Here is a 21,669-nt window from a genome sequence, read left to right on the forward strand (position 1 = left end):
ACCCGCGCGCAGGAAAGCTCAGACGAGGGCAGACAGGCAAGAGCCATGCTCGGCCGTGTCGTCCTCAGTCCTCTCCGTGGCCGCGCGGATAGGAAATGATCGAGAGAAACCGGATCGGCAGACGTGTCAGCTCTTCCGGCCCGTGCGGCGCGTCGGCGTCGAAGAACAGACTGTCGCCCGCAGTCATGCGGTAAAGATTGTTGCCGTGCCGATAAACGACCTCGCCTTCCAGCATGTAGAGGAATTCCAGGCCGCCATGCTGAAACGCGGGGAACACGTCCGAATCTTCTGTCAACGTGATGAGATAGGGCTCTACAACAACTCCAGCGGTATTCGAGCCGATGTGACCGAGCAGGTTGTACTGGTGGCCGGCGCGGGTACCGCGACGCTCGACGTCAACCCCCTCCCCCGCCTTGACGAATACGGCGCTATGTTCCTCTTCGAAACGGCGGAAGAAGGAGGTGATTGGTACACCGAGCGCCCGCGACAGCGTCTGCAGTGTCGTCAATGACGGCGACGTGTTGCCATTTTCGATCTTCGACAGCATGCCGACCGAAATGTCGGTCGCGGCGGCAACGTCAGCCACTGTGATGCCGAGCTTTTTGCGGAAGGCGCGCACTTCGTGGCCGATCGCTACCTCGAGCACCTTTTCACGGTTGTCGCGAATGGCGTGCGGATCCTGGGTCAGCGGCGAGACACGCGCCAAACCTGCCGCCGTCTTGTGGGCGGCGGCCGCAACCGCTGCCGCCTTGCCATTCTTCTTCGACTGCCCGTGCTTTTCCGCCTTTTCCTTCATCATGCCGATCTCGCTTCAATTTTTTACTGATAGTAAACATTTTTGCGTGCCATCACAATGGTGTGGCCGACGAATTATTCTGCCCTGAGTAGAAGATCACCGCCCACCACAGCCTGTCCCCGCCATGACGACCGCTGTCCCGGAAAAGGAGATTTAAAGGATCCGGCGTCGCGCGCCGGAGGACGCGCGGCGCTGTGGGTTAAACGGGTTCGCGCGTCCAGAAGGACCTGTCTTTATCGCATCAGCAGGATTTGCAGGTCTGCGACGTTGGTGCCGGTGGCGGCGGTAATCAAGAGATCTCCCGACGATTCCAGAGCACGGTAGGAGTCGTTGTTCTCAAGAAGTGCGCGAGGATTGCAACCGATCGTACGCATCCGGCTCATCGAGCTCGGATCGACGATGCCGCCCGCAGCGTCAGTGGGGCCGTCGCGGCCATCGGTGCCAGCGCTCAGGAAAGCCCAAGGGCGCTTGATCGGCGCCGATTCGGCAAGCAAGGCAAAGCGCAGCACCAGCTCCTGGTTGCGTCCGCCGGTGCCGCTGCCGGCGACGCGCACGGTCGGCCCGCCTCCGGCGACAATGGCGACGGAGCCGCGCTGGTTCGACGCATCGAGGGCCATGCGGTGCAGCGTGTGAGCGACCTTCGCAACATCCCCGCTCAGCCAGTCGCTCGCCTTGAGGACCGTCGGATAGTTCGCCCCGGCGTTCTCGATCACCTGCCGCAGGCTGATGCGGTTGGAGCCTATTAGCACGTTCTCGACGTGATCGGGTCTTCCGGCTTCGTCGCGGACGAGATGGTTGACTTGAGAACGAATGGCGTCAGGCAGGCGGTCGCGCAATCCATAGCGATCGAGAACAGCAAGCGCGTCCGCGGCCGTCGATTTGGGCTGCGCCGTCGGGCCGCTGGCGATGATGCCGATATCGTCGCCCGGCACGTCCGAGAGAATGAGCGACAGCATTCTGGCACCGGAAGCAAGTTGGGCCAGCCGCCCGCCCTTGAGGCGCGAGAATTGCTGGCGCACCGCGTTGATTTCGTTGATCTCCGCACCGGAGCGGATCAGTGCGTCGTTGAGCGCGATCTTGTCGGCGAGGGAGAGGCCGGGCACGGGCGCGCAGATCAACGCCGACCCGCCGCCACTGACAAGTGCCAGAACCAGGTCACCGGGTTCGGCCGCCCGCGCTGCCCTTTCGATGGCATAGGCACCCGCAATGCTACCCTCGTTGGGCAGGGGATGACCGCCGGCGATAACGTGAACGTCTTCGATACTCTCCAGGTTCTCCTGGTTGGTGACGGCGCGCGCGTAATGCAGCTTGTCTCGGACGAAGGGTAGAGCCGCACGTGTCATCGGGCAGGCCGCTTTGCCGAAGGCGATCAGGATCACGCGCCGTGCTGCTGCAATTGCGTCGCGCCTCCCCTCGAGCGCTGACGTGACTGCGCTCGAGGGGTCCGATGCGGCGACGCCTTCGCGAAACAGGGCGATCGCCTGTTCGCGGAGCATAGACACCAAAGGAGCCGGACGGTCGGGGATCATCATACGACCTTGTCGGGAGGGGGAGCCCCCTCGAAGAAGGCGGTGAGGTTCTCGATGGCCCGCATTCCCATGTCCACCCGGGTTTCCTCTGTCGCGCTGCCGAGATGCGGCAACAGCACCACATTCTCCATGTGCATCAAGGCAGATGGCACATCCGGCTCGCCGTCATAGACGTCGAGGCCCGCGCCGGCGATCTTGCCGGTTTCGAGCGCCTCGATCAGCGCCTTCGGATCGACCACGTCGCCTCGGGCGGTGTTGATGAGGAAAGCGCCTCGCTTCATCGTACCGAGCCGTGCCGCACTGATGAGGTGCCTGTTTTCGGCGCCGCCGGGGCAATGCAGTGACACGAAATCGGCTTGCACGAGCAGGTCGTCGATCGTCGGCAGCTGCCGTGCGCCCATGGCGCGGGTTTCCTCGTCGTCGACCTTCGAGCGGTTGTAGAAGATGACATCCATGTCGAAGCCGAAATGCGCACGTTTGGCGGTCGCCTTGCCGATGCGGCCCATGCCGATAATGCCGATGGTCTTGCCGGTCACCTTGGCACCGATCATGTGGGTGGGGCACCATCCCGCCCACCGGCCGGCGCGCAATTGGCGTTCGCCCTCGCCCACTCTGCGGCAAACCGAGAGCAAAAGGCTCATGGCGATGTCGGCGGTGCAGTCTGTCAGCACACCCGGCGTATTGGTCACCGTGATGGCGCGTGCGCGCGCGGCCTCGATATCGATATGCCGAAACCGACGCCGAAATTGGCCAGCAGCTTGGTCCGGATGTCAGCCTCTGGAAAGACGGCGGCCGGCAGCTTGTCGCTGACTGTTGGCAGGATCGCGTCGAAGTCCAGGAACGCGGCCTGGAGTTGCGCCAGGCTCATCGGTGCGTCGCTTTGATTGAAGGTCGTATCGAACCGCTCGGCAAGCACCCGTTCTACAGCCGCGGGCCAGCGGCGCGTAACGATAACGCGTGGTTTCATCGTATTTCCCTAATATGAAACGCCATGCGTGACCGCGTGGCTCAACGTAGGGCGACGGGAGCCGGCGCCGCCGGCTCCCGTCAAGGCAGAGTCAGGCGGCCTTCATCCCCTGCTCGAGCACGCCTGCGACGGTCGGGCCGAAGGCAGCCGGAGTCGGCACGATCGTGACGCCTGCATCGCGCAGGATCTCGACCTTTTCCTGGGCGGATTCGCCGAAGGCGGAGATGATGGCGCCTGCGTGGCCCATGCGCTTGCCTTTTGGCGCCGAGAGGCCAGCGATGTAAGCGATCAACGGCTTGCGCATGTGGTGCCTCGCCCATTCCGCAGCTTCCGCTTCCTGCGGGCCGCCGATCTCGCCGATCATCACCACGGCGTCAGTGTCGGGGTCTTCCTCGAACAGCTTGAGGATGTCCTTGAAAGAAGAGCCGTTGATCGGATCGCCGCCGATGCCGACGCTGGTCGAAACGCCGATCCCAAGCGCCTTCATCTGAGACGCCGCCTCGTAGCCGAGGGTTCCCGAGCGCCCCACGATGCCGACGCGGCCGGGCAGGTAGATGTGGCCGGGCATGATACCCATCAGGGCCTGGCCGGGAGTGATCACTCCGGCGCAGTTGGGGCCGATCAGGCGCATGCGGTCTTCATAGCGGAAGCGGCGCATATAGCGCTTGACCCGCATCATGTCCTGCGAGGGGATGCCGTCGGTGATGCAGACGCAGAGCTTCACACCGGCTTCGGCCGCCTCCATGATCGAGTCGGCGGCGAAGGGCGGCGGCACGAATACGATCGAGGCTTCCGTCCCGGTTTCGCGCACTGCGCCCTTGACCGTGTTGAACACAGGGATGCCGTTGTGCACCTGCCCGCCCTTGCCGGGGGTGACACCGCCGACGACGTTGGTGCCGTAGCGCTTCATGTCCTGCGCATGGAAGGAGCCGATCTTGCCGGTCAGGCCCTGGACGATGACGCGCGTCCTGCGATTCAAGAGAACTGCCATTTCGACCTCCCGTTAGTGCTTCTTCGACTTGCCAAAGGCGCGCATCGCCTCGACCGATTTCTCGGCCGCTTCGGCCAGTGTGTCGGTCACGATTACCTTCTCGCCTGACTCGGCGAGGATGCGGCGGCCCTCCTCGACATTGGTTCCGGCGAGGCGCACCACCAGCGGCACGTTGACGCCAACCTCGCGGATTGCCTTGATGACGCCCTCGGCCACCCAGTCGCAGCGGTTGATGCCGGCAAAGATGTTGACCAGGATGGTCTCGACTTGTCTGTCGGCAAGCACGGCGCGAAAGGCCTTGGCTACGCGCTCGGGCGAGGCGCCGCCGCCGATGTCGAGAAAGTTGGCGGGCTCGCCGCCAGCGATCTTGATCATGTCCAATGTCGCCATTGCCAGGCCGGCGCCGTTGATGATGCAGCCGATGTTGCCGTCGAGGCCGACATAGGAGAGACCACGATCACTGGCGAAGGTCTCGCGCGGATCTTCCTGCGATTTGTCGCGCAGCTCCGAGATTTCGGGCCGACGGTATAGGGCGTTCTCGTCGAAGGACATCTTGGCGTCGAGCGCAATCAGGTTGCCGTCGCGGGTGACGACCAGCGGGTTGATCTCCAGCATCGAGGCGTCGAAGTCGCGAAACACACGGTAACAGCCGAGCAGCGTGTCCACTGCCTTGCCGATCAAAGCGTTCTCCAGTCCAAGGCCGAAGGCGATCTCGCGCGCCTGGAATTCCTGCATGCCCGCGCCCGGATCGACGATCGCACGGATGATCGAGTCGGGCTGTTTCTCGGCGATCTCCTCGATTTCCATGCCGCCCGAGGCGGAGGCCACGATCATGACGCGCTCCGATTTGCGGTCGAGCACAATGCCGAGATAAAGCTCCTGCCGGATATCGACGGTTTCCTCGATGTAAAGGCGCGACACGAGCTTTCCTTTTGGGCCGGTCTGGTGCGTTACCAGCTTGCGGCCGAGCATGTATTCGGCGGCTTCGGACACTTCGCCGTCGGACTTGCAGATGCGGATGCCGCCCGCTTTGCCGCGAGCACCGGAATGGATCTGCGCCTTGACCACCCATGTGTCGCCGCCGATCTCACTGGCACGGTAGGTCGCCTGCTCCGGGCTGTAGGCAAGGCCGCCACGCGGGATATGCACCGAGTAGCGCGAGAGCAGTTCCTTCGCCTGGTATTCATGGATGTCCATGTGGTGTTCCTCCTCAGTTTGGCGGGCTTGTGCGCGACCGCGCCGAACGCTCGATTGCCTCATGCATGACGAGCACGTTGCGGGCCATGCGCTCGGATGCGGCGTCGATCATCTTGCCGTCGAGGGCGGCGGCACCCTTGCCCTTTTCCTCGGCCTCCTTCAGCACTTCGATGATGCGGCGCGCGCGCGTGACTTCCTTCTCCAGCGGCGAGAACACGGCATTGGCGAGGTCGATCTGCGAAGGGTGGATCGCCCACTTGCCTTCGATACCGAGCGCGGCCGCACGCTTGGCGGCGGCCATGTAGCCGTCCGCATCGGAAAAGTCGCCGAACGGTCCATCGATGGCGCGCAAGCCATAGGCACGGCAGGCGACCGTCATGCGCGACAGTGCTGCGTGCCACTGGTCGCCCGGATAGTCGGGATTGAGGCCGCCGATGTTGACGGTGCGCGCCTTGCAGCTCGCGGCATAGTCGGCGACGCCGAAATGCAGCGCCTCGAGCCGGCCGCCATAGGCGGCGATGGCCTCGACGTTGGCCATGCCGAGAGCCGTTTCGATCAGGGCCTCCAGGCCGACGCGGGTCTTGAAGCCCTTGGCGGCCTCGATCTGGCTGACCATCGCCTCGACCATGTAGAGGTCGGCCGGAACGCCGACCTTGGGCACCAGGATGGTGTCGAGCCGATCGCCGGCCTGCTCCATTACGTCGACCACGTCGCGATACATATAGTGGGTGTCGAGGCCGTTGATGCGCACCGAAATCGTCTTGCCGCGGGCACGCCAGTCGATCTCGTTGAGCGCCTCGATGATGTTCTTGCGCGCCCGCTCCTTGTCAGGCGGAGCGACCGCGTCCTCGATGTCGAGGAAGACGTAATCGGCAGCGCAGTCGGCGGCTTTCCGGATCATTTCCGGGTTGGAGCCCGGCACTGCGAGTTCGCTGCGCTGAAGGCGCAGCTTGCGCAGGTGGTGAATTGTATGGCTCATGTTGTCTCCTCCCTTGGAGCGCCGCGCGTCCGATGGAACAGCGGCGTTGGAGCGTCAGGCGACCTTGGCGATCGGCGGCTGCGCCGACAGACGGTAGTGCTCAAGCGCCGCGCCCACACCGGACCCTGGCCGCACCTTCACACCGCAATCGCGCAGCGCCATTTCGGCCGCCGAGATCGCGCCGCAGATCATGACTTCGTTGACCCAGCCAAGATGGCCGATGCGGAACACCTTGCCGGCGACCTTATTCAGGCCGACGCCGAGTGAGGTCTGGTAGCCGTAATAGGCACGGCGCACGACCTCGGCGCTGTCGATGCCCTCCGGCACCACGACCGCGCTGACTGTATCGGAATGCCACTTGGCTTCCTTGGCGCAGAGCTTCAGGCCCCAGGCTTCGACCGCGTGGCGGACACCGGTCGCCAGCCGGTTGTGGCGCTCGAAGATGCCTTCAAGACCCTCTTCGTGAATAAGGTCGAGGGCGGCGCGCAGACCGCGTAGCAACTGTACCGCCGGCGTGTAGGGGAAGTAGCCGGTGTCATTGGCGCGGATCTGATCCTCGAAGGAGAAGTAGCAACGATTGTGCTTGGCGCTCCGGGAGGCAGCGAGCGCCTTCTGGCTGACCGACAGAAAGCCGAGCCCCGGCGGCAGCATGAAGCCCTTCTGCGAGCCGGAGACGGCGCAATCCACGCCCCACTCCTCTTGGCGGAAGTCGATCGAGCCGACTGAGGAGACGCCGTCGACGAAGAGCAGTGCCGGGTGCTTGGCGGCGTTGAGGGCGGCGCGCACGGCGCTGACATCGCTCGTTACGCCGGTTGCGGTTTCGTTGTGAGTGACAAATACCGCCTTGATACGATGCTCCCGGTCCTGAGCGAGCCGCTCGGCATAGATCTCGACCGGGCAGCCGGCGCCCCACTCGACATCGACCACATCGACGTCGAGCCCGAAGCGTACGCACATGTCGACCCACAGGTGCGAGAACTGACCGAATCGCGACATCAGCACCCGGTCGCCGGGGCCAAGGGTGTTGGCGATTGCCGATTCCCATGCGCCGGTGCCAGAGGACGGAAAAACAAAGACGCGGCCGGTCTCGTTGCGGAACACCTTCATCAGGTCGGTGAAGAGGCCGCGCGTGAAGGTCGGGTAGTCTGGAGCGCGCATGTCCTCCATCGGCATGTTCATTGCCTGCCGGACGACCTCCGGAATATTGGTCGGTCCTGGAACGAAAAGCTGGGTGAAGCCGGCCATGTAATCCTCCCGAAGGCTCTCAAGGGCGCCGTGCCCTTCCGTGACTTTCGACGGGATGATCGGGTCACCGTCGCCGACCGACAACACTCTTCAGGATAGAAATCCCGACCTTTGGGCGTTGGGCCGCGCCCACCCTTTCAGGCGTCCCATCGGATAGGATGAACCCTACCCCCGCGCGTCATGGGTGTCCGTTGCCGCCGCATTGATCCTGTGCGCGGCAATGCCCTCCGACAGTGGCGATGGAGAACAGAGCGCAAGTCGACGGCAGTACATTTAGCAATGATGTCGCGATTTGGCAGGCAGCTGTGCGCTCAGGAAAACTCCATGCGCAAGGGCGATATCGTAGCGTCGAAAAACAAGTCTTTAAAAACAAAAGCCCCGTCCTGGTCGCAGGACGGGGCTCTTCATTTTGTCGCTCTTGCGACGATCTTAAGGATCGGTGCCGCAATGCATGGCAAGCAGCGGCGGCGATCCGTGTCGTGCAACGTCGAAAACGATCTATGCCTCGACGCCGGCCTTGCGTGGCGGGATCGCCGACGATGTCGGGCGTAGCAGTGACAGCGTCAGTCGCTCGACGCAAAGTGGCATAACGAGCTTGGCGCCGTCGGCATAGAGCGAACCGCCTGAAGCGCGAAATGACCCCTTGTCGACGAAGGATTCGAGCACGTCCCGCGTCCTGAGCGGCAGCAGGTCGCCGCAGGCGCTCATGTGGGCGAAGATCCGACTGATTGGGACGCCGCGCCCTTCCACGGCCACGACAGGTTCCTCGTTTCCTTCTTCCCACTCCTCCAGCGCTTCAAGCGCGTCATGGAAGGCGTTCTGGAGGGTGATGGGCGCATGGCCCTCGTAAAGCTCCGGAAGCACTTTCTGCATGTGCATGTCCTTTCAGGCTCAGTTTGGATTGCGCTGCGACTATGCGCGTTGCGCTGTTGAATCTCGCATCCCGCCACCCTGTCAGGAAATATATTTGCACATTGGTGAACTTTTCTGCAATTAAAATCGCGCAAGGATGAACGCCCGGACAGCGCCCATGCCGATCGCAGACCTGCCATCGACGCTTCGCTCGCTCCGGATCGCAACGTCGATGCCAAGTCCTAGCGACAGAAAAATCACTCGTAGATTCTGAAACGACCGACCAGTTCGTGCACCTCCTCGCGCACGGCCGTCTCGATCGCCGTATTGCAGGCTTCGCCATAGGCCGCCAGGCCGTCGATGACACTCATCGTCAGGCGCCCAACCTGGCGGAATTCTTCCGGGAGGAACCCGCGGGTCGTGCAGGCCGGGGTACCAAGACGGACGCCCGATGTGACCATCGGGCCTTGCGGGTCGAACGGGATCCCGTTCTTGTTGCAGGTGATGTGGGCGCGGCCGAGTGCCGCCTCCACCGCCTTGCCGGTGAGGTTCTTGCGCCGCAGATCGACCAGCATCAGATGCGTATCGGTGCCGCCCGAGACGATATCCACCCCACCTTCGGACAGGGTTTCGGCAAGAGCCTTGGCGTTGGCCACGACGTTTGCGGCGTAGACCTTGAATTCAGGCGTCAGTGCCTCGCCGAATGTGACCGCCTTTGCGGCAATGACATGCATCAGCGGACCGCCCTGCAGCCCTGGGAACACGGCCGAGTTGATCTTCTTGCCGATCTCCTCGTCGTTGGACAGCACCATGCCACCGCGCGGGCCGCGCAGCGTCTTGTGCGTGGTGGTGGTTACGACATGGGCGTGCTCAAGCGGATTCGGATGCACGCCACCCGCAACCAGCCCCGCAAAATGTGCCATGTCGACGAAGAGCTTTGCGCCCACTTCGTCGGCGATTTCGCGGAATGCCTTGAAGTCTATGACGCGCGGATAGGCCGAGCCACCGGCGAGGATCACCTTTGGCTGATGTTTCCTGGCCAGATCGCGCACTTCGTCCATATCGATGCGGTGGGTGTCGGGGCGAACACCGTACGAAACGACGTTGAACCACTTGCCCGACTGGTTGACCGGCGCGCCATGGGTGAGGTGTCCGCCGGCGGCGAGGTTTAGGCCAAGGAAGGTGTCTCGCGGCTGCATCAGCGCCATGAACACCGCTTGGTTGGCTTGGCTTCCGGAATTAGGCTGCACGTTGGCGAAGGTGCAGTTGAACATCGTCCTGGCGCGTTCGCGGGCGAGTTCCTCGACCTCGTCGACATACTGGCAGCCGCCATAATAGCGACGGCCGGGATAGCCCTCGGCATATTTGTTGGTCAGCACCGAGCCCTGTGCCTCGAGCACTGCCCTGGACACGATGTTTTCCGAGGCGATCAGTTCGATTTCATCGCGCTGGCGGTTGAGTTCGCGGTCAATCATGCCGCTCACGGCTGGATCAGCCTGAGCTAGGCCGCTGCGGAAGAAATGGCTAGCACTGCCGATGCCGGGTCTGGTGGGAATATTCATTTGGCTCCTCCCTTGCGGCGCTTCACTGCGCCGTGAATGCACGTCAGCCGGTCCACCCGAGGCCGGCCGAGATGCAATTGATCGAAAGCAGCAGTGCATTGACCACCCGCTTCGGGCGAGCGGAAGCGCCGTCCTGGGCGCGCACTTCGCGCAGCAGTTGCACCTGCAGGCGATGGATCGAATCCATCTGCGGACGTATGCGGTCGAAATGGCGCTTGAAGGCGGGGAACCGTTCAGAGAGGTCCAGGTGGCCATTGACTTCCGAGATCATCTTGCGTGTCAGCGCGCATTCCGCAGCGATCTTGCAGTAGATGCGCTCGCCGATCTCACGGTCTTGCACGAGGCCGGCATAAAGGCGGCCAATCTCCATGTCGGACTGGTAGAGGCCCTTGTCGACCTCGTCGATGACGAGCCGGAAGAAGCGCGAACGCTCGAACATTTGCCGAAGCAGGTCTAGCCCCGCCTCTCCGCGTATATTGACGAAGGAATTCAGCGCGCTACCGATGCCGTACCAATTGGTGATCAGATGCCGGTTCTGGCTCCAGGCGAAGACCCAGGGAATAGCGCGCAGGTCGGAGATATCGCGAGCGCCAAATCGGCGCGCCGGGCGGGAGCCAATCTTGAGCAGCGACAGCTCTTCAACCGGGCTCGCCTGGTTGAAGTAGGCGATGAAACCAGGCTCGCGGATCAGTCCCGAATAGGAAGCCTGCGACATGCCGGTCAGCGCTTCCAATGCTTCGCTGAATTCCGGATTATCCTTAAGCTCGACCTCGTTGCGCGACTTGACCGAGTGGGCGAAGACGCTGGCGGCGAGGATCTCGAGCTGGTAAAGGCCCGTGCCGCGGTTGGCGAACTTCGACGATACCACCTCGCCCTGTTCGGTGACACGCATGACCCCGCCGATTGTGCCGGCGGGCTGGGCTGCGATCGCCCGGCCGGTCGGCGCACCGCCACGGCTGACCGAACCGCCGCGTCCATGGAAGAAGCTGATCTTGACTTTGCGCTTTTGGCCAAGCGCGGTGATGCGCCCCTGCGCCTTGTTGAGCTCCCAATTGGAGGCGAGAAAGCCGCCGTCCTTGTTGGAGTCGGAATAACCGAGCATGACCTCCTGGCGATTGCCGAACTCGCGGACCGAGCGGCGGACGATCGACACGCCGAGCAACTGGTCGAGAATCTCGGGCGCGGCACGCAGGTCGGCGATCGTCTCGAACAGCGGCACGACACGCAGATTGATGGTACCGCTGCCGTCGAGCGCAGTGGCGAGGCGCAATACTGGGCGAGCACATAAACGGCGAGCAGGTCGTCGCTCGACCGCGTCATGGACAGGATGAAGGCACCGATCGCGCCGCCGTTCGGATCCGACGAAGCCGCGCGAATGACATCGAACAGATCGAGCAATTCCTGCGCTTCATCGGACAGGGTGTTGCGGTCGGCTGCCAGTTGTTCGCCGGAATGCAGCACCGTCCGGATGCGCGCGGTCCATTGCGGCGTGTCTGGGGCTGGAGCATCGACTCCATCCGCATCCCTGAACAATTCTGCCAGGACGCGATTGACGACGGTAGAATTCTGCCTGATGTCGAGCGAGACGGTGCGGAAGCCAAAGCTCTCGACCTGCCGGCGCAGCGGACGGACAAAGCGCCCTGCTGCCAGATTGGCGCAGAGTTCAACGAGGACGTTTTCCAGATCGCTCAGGTCGGTCCTGAAGGCGGCCGCACGTGTATAGGGCCTGGCCGGCGCTTCGCCGCGCATCGCCTGCAGACGTGCCAGCATTGCCGCCGCGAACTGGCGCAGCGGCTCGTCGGGATTGCGCGCGACAATTTCGGAAGCACAGCCGGTACGATGCAGCACCCGGGCCAGCGCTTTGCTGAAGTCGTCCGGAACATCGACAACGTTGGCACTGACACTGAGTACAGTGACCAGTCGGCGAACCTGCTGGATGTACCAGCCGATGATTGCCTGGCGGCATTCGTTCAACGCATAGGCAGTTATTTTCGCAGTGACGTTCGGGTTGCCGTCACGATCGCCGCCGATCCACGACGCATAACGCATGAATGACGGCACCTTGAAGTCGTAGTCGGGATAGTGACGCGCCAGCGCCTCCTCAGCTGCACCATAGAGTTTCGGCGTTGCTTCGAAGATGACTTCGCGGAAGAAATGCAGGCCCCAGGCGATCTCGCGCTCAACCGACGGACGTTCAAGCCGCAGTTCACCGGACATCCACAGGAGCTCGATCTCGCTTTGAAGCTCGTTGATGTGCTGGTCGCGCTCGCGCGGCGCCCAGCGCCGCTGTTCGAGTTCGGTCAGCTTGCGGTAGATACGCCGGTGGATTTCGAGGACGGTGACACGCTTGGCCTCGGTCGGATGGGCGGTCATCGTAGGCCCGACGCAGAGATTGCCAAGTGTGGCCTGAATATCCTCGGCCGGGTAGCCGGCCGCCGCAATTTCACCGATGACGTTGGAGAAGGAGCCGACAATCTCGTCCGCGCCGCCCATCTGCTCGAGTTCGCGGCGTGAACGCATCGCCAGCAGTTCGTTGGCGATGGCGACGAGCTGGAACCAGATGCCGGTCGCTTGCAGCGCGCAGATGCGCTGCTCGCTGGGCAGGGCGTCCAACGGCACTGCGCCAGTAAGGACCGACGCCAATGCGGGCTCGCGCTCACTGACGACCGACAGCAGTAGCCTGAACAGCAGGCTACGCACGTCCTCACGAAAGTTGAGCGGTCTGCACTCCTCCACAGCGACACCCGTTTATCTAGCTGTTGTTCCCAGGAGCAGCCGAAGCAGGCCACCCGCGTGCCCCACAAGCGCCTTTCGTGGGAAACAAATCTGAGCAGCAGCAGAGTGCTTTTCGCCGCCGTTGAAAACGCCCGGTCGGGTAGAAATCGGGTGCGTTCGGGTAGTGTCGGACTGATCGAAGGATAGTCGACTTGTGTAGTGTGGCAGCTACCCTTTCGAACCAATTCCGCGTCCCTTGCCGTGCCGGCTTTGCCTGAGAGGGGGACCGGCACTCAATCATTTCTTCGAGACCTCACGCGCCAGGCGGGCGCAATGCATGAGCGCATCTTTGCTCATGGCTCTCTGTGGCATCGGCGTATTTCGACCTGCCGGATATGCACCACCCGCGTCGCTGCGCTTCAATTCTTGCCAGACTGGTAAGAATTTTGAACGCGGCTCGGATTGATAAAGATCAATCTATTCAAGGTCATTGTGTCCGGATCTCGAAACGCAGCGGCGGCAAGCGGGACAGCTTCACTTGACAGTGATTTCACTTTGCCTAACATTCCTGAGAGGCAAATATTTTCGCCGTGCAGAAAATTTTGCCTATCCAAAAACAAGAATGGACCCAAAACGGGCCGGAGGAGGAACCCCATTGGAGGAGGAAACTCAATGGAAGCAACGCTCAGCAAGCCTCTTGAAGACGCGACTCTCAGTCAGCGCATCCATGCCATGCATAGACGCGACCGTGCCTGTCTAACGACGTTCGTCGTGGTGCTGTGGGCCACGCTACTGTTCGCACTGTTCACCGTCTGGCCCTACATATCGCTGCCCCCAATCGGCATCATCCTGACCGTGGCGTGCGTGTTGGTCCTGGTCTTCAACACAGCCGCGATCGTGGCCATGCTGCGCCACTACGAGGAAGACAAGCACTTTATCTACGGCCTCGATCTCAAGCATCTCGACGAGATGCGCCGCCACAAGTTCTAGGAGTGGCACCATGGCATATGAACCCCCCAAACAAAGCATGGCGGGCCAGATCTTCGACGTGATCACTTTGCTCGTGCTCACTATCGGCGCGCTCTACATACCGCTCTATCTGGGCCTTGCCGGAGCAGCCAAGGTGCCGAACCCGATCACCAATCCGACCTGGGAATCGCTCGGCCAGAACGCCACGGAACAGCAGCAGTGGGCGGCACTGGGCATCACCGATCCGGCCGCCGCAAACGAAATCATCACCGCCCGCTTCGACTACAGCTTCAGCTGGACTGCGCTCATCGTCATGGCCGTGCTCGTCATCGGCTATTTCGTGATGGTGGTTCGGCTTTCCGACAGGGAATACCGCGAGGTCATCGAAGAACGCTTCGGCACGAAGCGGCGCTAGGGAGGCTAGCTTACCAATGTGGAACCTACTCGAATACGCGGCCTGGGCACTGTCGGCGCTGTTCGGCGTGCTGATGGTCGCCGATCTCATCCGCATCGACATCACCTATGACAACGAACTGCTGATCTCTTCTCGCGAAGGCGAGATCGAGGCGACTGCAGAACGCCACGAGATCTAGGGGGGAACAGCAATGCAAGATCTCGCATCAACCGCAGCCGGGACCGACAGGATTCGCCTGCTGCGAGTGCTCGGGCCCTCGCACGTCTGGGCACTCGGCGTCGGTATCGTTCTCGTCGGCGAATATATGGGCTGGAACTTTTCCGTCGGCAAAGGCGGCATGATCGCCGGCCTGATGGCCTGTTGGGTGGCCGGCCTGCTCTACACCTGCGTCGCCATGATCGACTCGGAGGTGACGTCGACGGTTGCCGCAGCCGGTGGCCAATACGCCCAAGCCAAGCACATCGTCGGGCCCCTGATGGCCTTCAACGTCGGCCTCTTCCTGGTGATGGCCTACACCATGCTTGAGGCCGCCAACGCCATCACCGTCGGCTTTCTTCTCGATACGGTGGCGGGTATGCAGGGCCAGGCGGGGCTCCACCAGCAACCCTTCATCGTCCTCGCCATCATGTTCCTGGCGTGGCTCAACTATCGCGGCGTGCTTGCGACCCTGACCTTCAACCTGGTCATCACCGCCATCGCCTTCATTGCGATCGTAGCCTTGTTCGTGTCGGTGCAATTCGGTGCCTCGGCAGTACCGCTCGACTTCTCGGCGATCACATCGGATCCCCTGCCCTATGGCTGGGTCGGCATCGTCGCATCGCTGCATTTCGGCCTCTGGTACTATCTGGGGATTGAGGGCACCTGTCAGGCGGCTGAGGAAGTGCGCTCACCTGCCCGCTCGCTGCCCTATGGCACAATGGCCGGCATCATGACGCTGCTGATCGCAGCCACCATGACCTGGTACATCTGTTCTGGGCTGATGCCGTGGGAATATCTCGGCCAGGCCGGCACACCATTGTTTGACGCCGCGCGCGTCACCGGCAACACCTCGTTGATGGTCCTGCTCTTCGTCGGCACGGCGTTCGCCACGCTTGCCTCGGCGAACGGCTGCATCAACGACGCTTCCCGCGCCTGGTTCTCGATGAGCCGCGACCGTTATCTGCCAAGCTGGTTCGGCGCGGTCCATCCGGTCTATCGCACGCCCTATCGCGCGATCGTGTTCCTGGTTCCCATCGCGCTCATCTTCGCGCTCGGTGCACCGCTTGACCAGGTTGTGACCTTCTCGATCCTGTCGGGCCTGCTCGGCTACACCTTCATGACCTTCAACATGGTGATGTTCCGAAACAAATGGCCGCTCGACAGGATCAAGCGCGGCTACGTGCATCCGTTCCATCCCTTGCCGACGATCGTGCTGCTCATTCTGTGCTCCACCGCCTACTTCGCCGTGTTCCTCGGCTACGGTACGCAGCTGAGCGCGATGATGTGCTTCTACATCGTGGCTTCCCTCTGGTTTCACTTCCGACGCTACAAGTTCGTGCGCCGTGGCGACCAGTTCACCATGCCGTGGCCGAAGCCACAGGGCTATTGAGCGACAAAGTCGGCGGCGCCTTCGCGTCGCCGACGCTTACGGGCGCGTTGCCGGTCTCGGATCCCGCGCTCTATCCTTTTATTCCGTCCATCGCGCTTGACGCGGCAAAGTGACGGCAAAGCCAAGGTGCTCGCGGTGATCACCACTTTTGTATTTTCGCTCTTCGTCGTGGCTTCCGGATCATGGATGGGCGCGCGCGCGATCCGTGACCACAGGGCGGCCATGGCGGAGCGCCGCAGTCTCCTGGACGGCGCGGCGCTGCTGCTTCCGCTCGCACGCATCACCCACGGGGCAGATCAGTTCCCAATTCTCTCCGGCATCCTCGGCGATGGCAGAAAGATAAGGATCGAACTCGTCGCCGACACAATGGTCTGCCGGCGGCTACCGCAACTTTGGCTGAAGGTCACTCTACTCGAAGCCGCCGCATGCCACCGGCCCAAGCTCGGTGCGCTGGCCCGGCCGACCGGCGCCGAATTCTATTCGCTCGTCCATGAGATGCCGCACTGGTTCACGCCTCCGCCCACCGAGGCCGCCCTCTTGATGCGCGGCGACGACAGCGCCTCGCCCGAGCACGTCGAGCGCGCTAGAGCGATGTTCGGCAGCCTGTTTTCGGATCCGACGCTCAAGGAGGCCGCGATTACGCCGCGCGGCGTGCGGCTCGTCCGGCAGTTTGCGCAGGGCGAGCGCGGCGCACATCTGCTCTTACGGCAGGCGCGCTTTGCAGTCACCGCGATTGCGCCTGACCTCATACGGCGGACGATCGTCGAGGCAGAGGCCTTGAGCGGTTGCCTGGCCGACGACACCCCCATCTCTCCTGCTCCCGCCGCTGTCTGAGGAGGTCGCTGTGACCAGACCGATCAATCCCTATCTGGTGCTCGCGCTGGCCGCGACGCTTCCCGGTGCCGGCCATGTGGCGGCGCGTAATGCCGCGCGCGGCCTCGTCTTCGCCTTCTTCGCGGTATTCTTCTCGGTCATCACCTACAAGACGACGCCCCCTGATCGTTCCTTTCTCGGGCGGCATGCGGGCGGCTTGTTCGTCTGGGCGCTTTCGATCCCCGACGCTTATCGCCGGGCCCGCATCCGCACAACCATGGCCCGGAATACCGGGCTTTGATCTAGAGCCCGTGCGTTCAAATGAACGGACAAGGGACGCTCCAGTACTTTGATTCTAGAGCATCTTATCCGCCTTCAACGATGCCATTGAAAGCGGGGTGCTCTATTGAGTTGGTCCCGGTGGTTGAGTTGATCCTGCGCGGAGTGGGCGGCTGCTCGATGCACGGCGTCCGGGCTTGTCGGAAGCAGCCGCGGATCGCCGTGTGACAGACGGCTCAAAACGATCTTCCGTGGCGTGAACGTCCCGGCCTGCGCGATATCGTCACCGCGCAAACTCCCCTGCTGAGTCCGAAACGGCCGTCAAACGGGCAGGGCTGCAGCTCTCTTGCGTCACCCCATCCGTTCCGACGCATAAGAACCGGGGCTTGGGGGAAACACCACGGTACGGGCACCATTCAGAAACACGCGACGGTGAATATGAGCATGGATGGCGCGGGCAAGCACCTGTGCTTCGACGTCCCGGCCGAGCGATACATAGTCCTCCGCGCTCTGGGCATGGGTGATCCGGACGGTATCCTGCTCGATGATAGGTCCTTCATCGAGGTCGGCCGTCACGTAATGCGCCGTGGCACCTATCAGCTTCACACCACGCTGATAGGCCTGCTTGTACGGGTTGGCACCCTTGAAGCTCGGCAGGAAGGAATGGTGAATATTGATGATCTTGCCGGACATAGTCTCACACATCCGGTCCGACAGAACCTGCATGTAGCGCGCAAGGACGATCAGTTCCGTCCCGGTGCTTTCCACCAGTTCCATGATTCTCCCTTCCGCCTGGGGCTTGTTCTCCTTCGTCACCGGAATGTGGTGAAACGGGATGTCATGGTTGACGACCACCTTCTGATAATCGAAGTGGTTCGAGACGACCCCGACGATATCGATGGGCAGAGCGCCGATCCGCCAGCGGTAGAGCAGGTCGTTGAGGCAATGACCGAAACGAGAGACCATCAGCAGCACCTTCATGCGCTCCGACTGGTCGTGGAGGGTGGTCTCCATCTCGAACTTCTCGGCGATCGGCTTCAGCCCCGCAGCCAGATCCCCACGCGTCGCTCCCTTTTCCGAGACGAATCCGACACGCATGAAGAACCTGCCGGTGCCAAGGTCGTCGAACTGCGAGCTGTCGGTGATGTTACAGCCCATTTCCGCCAGATATCCCGATATGGCAGCAACGATGCCCCGGGTGGACTTGCAGGTTACGGTCAAGACACAGTTCGTCATGGGGCGCTCTCTTCGTAAAGACGGTAAAATTCCCCGTGCCGAAGCACGGGGAAGGGCCGCAAAGCGGCTGGGGAAAATCTTAGACGTCGAGTGTCGTCTGACGCTCCCACTCGGTGAACTGCGAGCAATAGGTGTTCCACTCGCCTTGCTTGAGTTTCAGATAGGCGTCCGAGAACTCTCTTCCGAGTGCCTCCTGCAGTTCCTCGTCTCGACTGTACTCTCGCAGTGCATCGAGCAGGTTGAGCGGAAGTTTCGGCGCATCGGTCACCTTGTGGCCGTCCTTGTACATGTCGATGTCGTAGTGGCGGCCGGGATCGGCCCTTGAACGCATGCCGGAAAGGCCAGCGGCGATAATGATCGCCTGCAAGAGATAAGGATTGACCGCACCGTCGGGCAGGCGGAGTTCGAACCGTCCGGGGCCCGGTACACGCACCATGTGGGTGCGGTTGTTGCCGGTCCAGGTGACGGAGTTCGGCGCCCAGGTCGCGCCGGAGATGGTGCGCGGCGCGTTGATGCGCTTGTAGGAATTTACCGTCGGATTGGTGATGGCGGCAAGGGCGCTTGCATGCTTCATGATGCCACCGAGAAAGTGGCGTCCGTCGTCCGAGAGGCCGAACTCTGCCCTCTTGTCGGCAAAGGCATTCACCTCGCCTTCGAGGTCCCAGACGGAGATATGGCAATGGCAGCCGTTACCGGTCAGACCTTTGAACGGCTTCGGCATGAAGGTCGCCCTGAGGCCGTGCTTCTCGGCGACGGATTTCACCATGAACTTGAAGAACGAGTGCTTGTCGGCGGTCTTCAGTGCGTCGTCATATTCCCAGTTCATCTCGAACTGGCCGTTCGCGTCTTCGTGGTCGTTCTGGTAGGGCTTCCATCCCAACTCGAGCATGTAGTCGCAGATCTCGGCAATCACGTCGTAGCGACGCATCACCGCCTGTTGGTCGTAGCAGGGCTTTTCTGCCGTGTCGAAACTGTCGGAAATCTGCGAGCCGTCCGGCGAGATCAGGAAGAATTCGGGCTCGACACCGGTCTTGACGCGAAGGCCTTCCTTGGCGGCTTCGGTGATCAGCTTCTTCAGCACCACGCGCGGCGCCTGCTCGACCGGCATGTCGTCCATGAAGCAGTCGGCGGCAACCCAGGCAACATCCTTCTTCCATGGAAGCTGGATGACAGAGGAAGCATCCGGCAATGCGAAAAGATCCGGATGAGCAGGAGTGAGATCGAACCAGGTAGCAAAGCCTGCAAAGCCCGCGCCGCCCTTCTGCATGTCGGCGATCGCTTCCGCCGGAACCAGCTTGGCGCGCTGGCCGCCGAAGAGGTCGGTGTAGCTGATCATGAAGTACTTGATGCCCTTGTCGCGAGCAAATGTGGAGAGATCCAGTGTCACGTCGTTCCCCTTTTTTGGATTCAGACACTCAATTTCAAAACAGGCCGCACCCTCTCAAGTGCGGCCTGTCATTCTTTCATTCAAAAGCTGCCCTTGCCGGGGTACCAGCTCGTTCCCGCGAGCGGCACCTGCGCCATGGCGGCGGCCTCCATCGTAAGCGCACAAAGGTCCTCCGGTTCGAGGTTGTGGAGGTGGTTCTTGCCGCAGGCGCGCGCGATGGTCTGGGCCTCCAGGGTCATCACCTTCAGATAGTTGGCGAGACGACGGCCGGCCGCGACCGGATCAAGGCGCTGCATCAGCTCGGGATCCTGCGTCGTGATGCCCGCCGGGTCCTTGCCTTCGTGCCAGTCATCATAGGAGCCGGCCGTCGTGCCGAGCTTCCGGTATTCGTCCTCCCATTTCGGATCATTATCGCCGATGGCAACAAGCGCCGCTGTCCCGATCGCAACGGCGTCCGCTCCCAGCGCGAGTGCCTTCGCGACGTCCGCGCCCGAGCGGATGCCCCCGGATACGATGAGCTGGACCTTGCGGTGCATGCCGAGATCCTGGAGCGCCTGGACAGCAGGGCGGATGCATGCGAGCGTCGGCATGCCGACATTCTCGATGAACACATCCTGGGTGGCGGCCGTACCGCCCTGCATGCCGTCGAGCACGACGACATCGGCTCCGGCTTTCACCGCGAGGGCCGTGTCATAATAGGGTCGCGCGCCGCCGACCTTCACATAGATCGGCTTCTCCCAGTCGGTGATCTCGCGCAGTTCCATGATCTTGATCTCGAGATCGTCAGGGCCGGTCCAGTCCGGATGGCGGCAGGCCGAGCGCTGGTCTATGCCCTTCGGCAGATTGCGCATGTTGGCGACGCGGTCGGAAATCTTCTGGCCAAGCAGCATGCCGCCGCCGCCGGGCTTGGCCCCCTGCCCCACGACCACCTCGATCGCGTCGGCGCGGCGCAAATCCTTCGGGTTCATGCCGTAGCGGGACGGCAGGTATTGATAGACGAGGGTCTCGGAATGGCCGCGCTCCTCGTCGGTCATACCGCCGTCACCGGTGGTGGTCGAGGTCCCGGAAATCGTCGCGCCGCGGCCGAGCGATTCCTTGGCCGGGCCGGAGAGCGCACCGAAGCTCATGCCGGCGATGGTGATCGGAATCTTCAAATGGATTGGCTTCTTGGCGAAGCGTGTGCCGAGAACGACCGAGGTATCGCATTTCTCGCGGTAGCCTTCGAGCGGATAGCGGGAGATCGACGCCCCGAGAAAGAGGAGATCGTCGAAGTGCGGAACCTTGCGCTTGGTACCGGCACCGCGAATGTCGTAGATACCGGTCGCGGCCGCCCGGCGGATTTCCGCAAGCGTATAGTCGTCGAAAGTCGCGGACTTGCGCGGCGGGGTATAGGGGTTGTGATAGCTCATAATGGTCCCTTGCCTTTAGTACGCGTCGGCGTTGTCGATGTTGAAGTTGTAAAGCTTGCGAGCCGAGCCGTAACGCTTGAACTCTTCCGGCCGGACATTCTTGACGCCGGCCCTGTCCAAAAGCTCGCCGAGCTTCTGCAGGTGCTCCGGACGCATCTCCTTCTCGATGCAATCTGCGCCGAGGCTCTTGACCTTGCCGCGCACGAAAAGCTTGGCCTCATACAGACTGTCGCCCAGTGCATCGCCCGCATCGCCGAGCACAACGAGGTGGCCGGACTGGCCCATGAAGGCCGACATGTGGCCGATATTGCCCTGCACGACGATATCGATGCCCTTCATCGAGATACCGCAACGCGAGGCGGCATTGCCCTTGATGACGAGCAAGCCACCGCGTCCCGTGGCGCCAGCGTACTGCGAGGCATCGCCTTCGATGACGACCGTGCCGGACATCATGTTTTCGGCGACACCCGGACCTGCCGAGCCATGGACGGTTACGGTTCCGCCGTCGTTCATGCCGGCGCAATAATAGCCGACGCTGCCGCGCACATCGACGCTGACCGGTTGGTCGATCCCGACGGCAACGGCATGGCTGCCGCGCGGATTGACGACTTCGAAGTTCGTGTCATTCGCGCCTGGGCCAATCGCGTGCAGCGCGCTGTTCAGCTCGCGCAATGGTGTGCTGGCAAGATCGAAAACGCGCGTCGCTTCCAGACTTTCTCGTTTTACACTGGCGTCCATGG

Annotated in this window: 19 protein-coding genes and 2 pseudogenes; 6 read left to right on the forward strand and 15 right to left on the reverse strand. The window is 62.3% G+C overall.

Annotation, left to right across the window (positions count from 1 at the left end):
* Positions 1-64: 64 nt before the first annotated feature.
* From QN222_RS06025 to QN222_RS06075, 11 genes and pseudogenes are all read right to left on the reverse strand, one after another.
* On the reverse strand, positions 65-799 hold the full coding sequence (locus QN222_RS06025; protein WP_283963777.1) for an XRE family transcriptional regulator: 735 nt from the start codon (positions 797-799) through the stop codon (positions 65-67).
* Between the two features lie 230 nt (positions 800-1,029).
* Positions 1,030-2,292, reverse strand: coding sequence for a DUF4147 domain-containing protein (locus QN222_RS06030; protein ID WP_283963789.1), 1,263 nt, complete (start codon positions 2,290-2,292; stop codon positions 1,030-1,032).
* Between the two features lie 32 nt (positions 2,293-2,324).
* A pseudogene (locus QN222_RS06035) lies at positions 2,325-3,292 on the reverse strand (2-hydroxyacid dehydrogenase).
* 91 nt (positions 3,293-3,383) lie between these two features.
* On the reverse strand, positions 3,384-4,283 hold the full coding sequence (gene sucD, locus QN222_RS06040) for a succinate--CoA ligase subunit alpha (RefSeq protein ID WP_283963776.1): 900 nt from the start codon (positions 4,281-4,283) through the stop codon (positions 3,384-3,386).
* A gap of 12 nt (positions 4,284-4,295) precedes the next feature.
* Positions 4,296-5,480, reverse strand: a complete 1,185-nt coding sequence (locus QN222_RS06045; protein ID WP_283963775.1) for a malate--CoA ligase subunit beta — start codon at positions 5,478-5,480, stop codon at positions 4,296-4,298.
* Between the two features lie 13 nt (positions 5,481-5,493).
* Entirely contained in the window at positions 5,494-6,459 is a 966-nt protein-coding gene (locus tag QN222_RS06050; protein ID WP_283963774.1) for a CoA ester lyase, read from the reverse strand.
* A gap of 54 nt (positions 6,460-6,513) precedes the next feature.
* Entirely contained in the window at positions 6,514-7,704 is a 1,191-nt protein-coding gene (locus QN222_RS06055; protein ID WP_283963773.1) for an aminotransferase class V-fold PLP-dependent enzyme, read from the reverse strand.
* Between the two features lie 498 nt (positions 7,705-8,202).
* The gene (locus tag QN222_RS06060; protein ID WP_283963772.1) at positions 8,203-8,577 is read right to left on the reverse strand and encodes a hypothetical protein; all 375 of its coding nucleotides are present in this window, start codon (positions 8,575-8,577) and stop codon (positions 8,203-8,205) included.
* 236 nt (positions 8,578-8,813) lie between these two features.
* Positions 8,814-10,118, reverse strand: coding sequence for a serine hydroxymethyltransferase (glyA, locus tag QN222_RS06065; protein WP_283963771.1), 1,305 nt, complete (start codon positions 10,116-10,118; stop codon positions 8,814-8,816).
* A gap of 43 nt (positions 10,119-10,161) precedes the next feature.
* Complete coding sequence (locus QN222_RS06070; RefSeq protein WP_283963770.1) at positions 10,162-11,388, reverse strand: phosphoenolpyruvate carboxylase; 1,227 nt, start codon at positions 11,386-11,388, stop codon at positions 10,162-10,164.
* A gap of 53 nt (positions 11,389-11,441) precedes the next feature.
* Positions 11,442-12,854: pseudogene (locus QN222_RS06075) on the reverse strand (phosphoenolpyruvate carboxylase); the annotation flags it as partial.
* A gap of 651 nt (positions 12,855-13,505) precedes the next feature.
* On the opposite strand from QN222_RS06075, the gene QN222_RS06080 reads away from it, so the two are divergent.
* From QN222_RS06080 to QN222_RS06105, 6 genes are all read left to right on the forward strand, one after another.
* Positions 13,506-13,823, forward strand: coding sequence for a hypothetical protein (locus tag QN222_RS06080; protein ID WP_283963769.1), 318 nt, complete (start codon positions 13,506-13,508; stop codon positions 13,821-13,823).
* 10 nt (positions 13,824-13,833) lie between these two features.
* The gene (locus QN222_RS06085; RefSeq protein WP_283963768.1) at positions 13,834-14,217 is read left to right on the forward strand and encodes a hypothetical protein; all 384 of its coding nucleotides are present in this window, start codon (positions 13,834-13,836) and stop codon (positions 14,215-14,217) included.
* Positions 14,218-14,233: 16 nt separating this feature from the next.
* Positions 14,234-14,395 carry a hypothetical protein gene (locus QN222_RS06090; protein WP_283963767.1) on the forward strand — a complete coding sequence of 54 codons (162 nt, stop codon included), beginning with the start codon at positions 14,234-14,236 and terminating at the stop codon, positions 14,393-14,395.
* 12 nt (positions 14,396-14,407) lie between these two features.
* Positions 14,408-15,805, forward strand: coding sequence for an amino acid permease (locus QN222_RS06095; protein ID WP_283963766.1), 1,398 nt, complete (start codon positions 14,408-14,410; stop codon positions 15,803-15,805).
* Between the two features lie 135 nt (positions 15,806-15,940).
* The gene (locus tag QN222_RS06100; RefSeq protein WP_283963765.1) at positions 15,941-16,639 is read left to right on the forward strand and encodes a hypothetical protein; all 699 of its coding nucleotides are present in this window, start codon (positions 15,941-15,943) and stop codon (positions 16,637-16,639) included.
* A 10-nt stretch (positions 16,640-16,649) separates the two neighbouring features.
* On the forward strand, positions 16,650-16,919 hold the full coding sequence (locus QN222_RS06105) for a hypothetical protein (RefSeq protein ID WP_283963764.1): 270 nt from the start codon (positions 16,650-16,652) through the stop codon (positions 16,917-16,919).
* A gap of 329 nt (positions 16,920-17,248) precedes the next feature.
* Here the strand turns inward: QN222_RS06105 and purU are convergent, their stop codons facing one another.
* The 4 genes from purU to QN222_RS06125 all read right to left on the reverse strand — a co-directional run bounded on the left by purU (position 17,249) and on the right by QN222_RS06125 (position 21,667).
* Complete coding sequence (purU, locus tag QN222_RS06110) at positions 17,249-18,133, reverse strand: formyltetrahydrofolate deformylase (protein WP_283963763.1); 885 nt, start codon at positions 18,131-18,133, stop codon at positions 17,249-17,251.
* A gap of 79 nt (positions 18,134-18,212) precedes the next feature.
* Entirely contained in the window at positions 18,213-19,520 is a 1,308-nt protein-coding gene (gene glnT / locus QN222_RS06115) for a type III glutamate--ammonia ligase (protein WP_283963762.1), read from the reverse strand.
* A gap of 80 nt (positions 19,521-19,600) precedes the next feature.
* The gene (locus QN222_RS06120; RefSeq protein ID WP_283963761.1) at positions 19,601-20,929 is read right to left on the reverse strand and encodes an FMN-binding glutamate synthase family protein; all 1,329 of its coding nucleotides are present in this window, start codon (positions 20,927-20,929) and stop codon (positions 19,601-19,603) included.
* Between the two features lie 15 nt (positions 20,930-20,944).
* The gene (locus QN222_RS06125) at positions 20,945-21,667 is read right to left on the reverse strand and encodes a GXGXG domain-containing protein (RefSeq protein WP_283963760.1); all 723 of its coding nucleotides are present in this window, start codon (positions 21,665-21,667) and stop codon (positions 20,945-20,947) included.
* Positions 21,668-21,669: the final 2 nt, after the last annotated feature.

The sequence above is a fragment of the Sinorhizobium sp. 6-70 genome (genome assembly GCF_030124375.1).
Classification (GTDB): domain Bacteria; phylum Pseudomonadota; class Alphaproteobacteria; order Rhizobiales; family Rhizobiaceae; genus Sinorhizobium.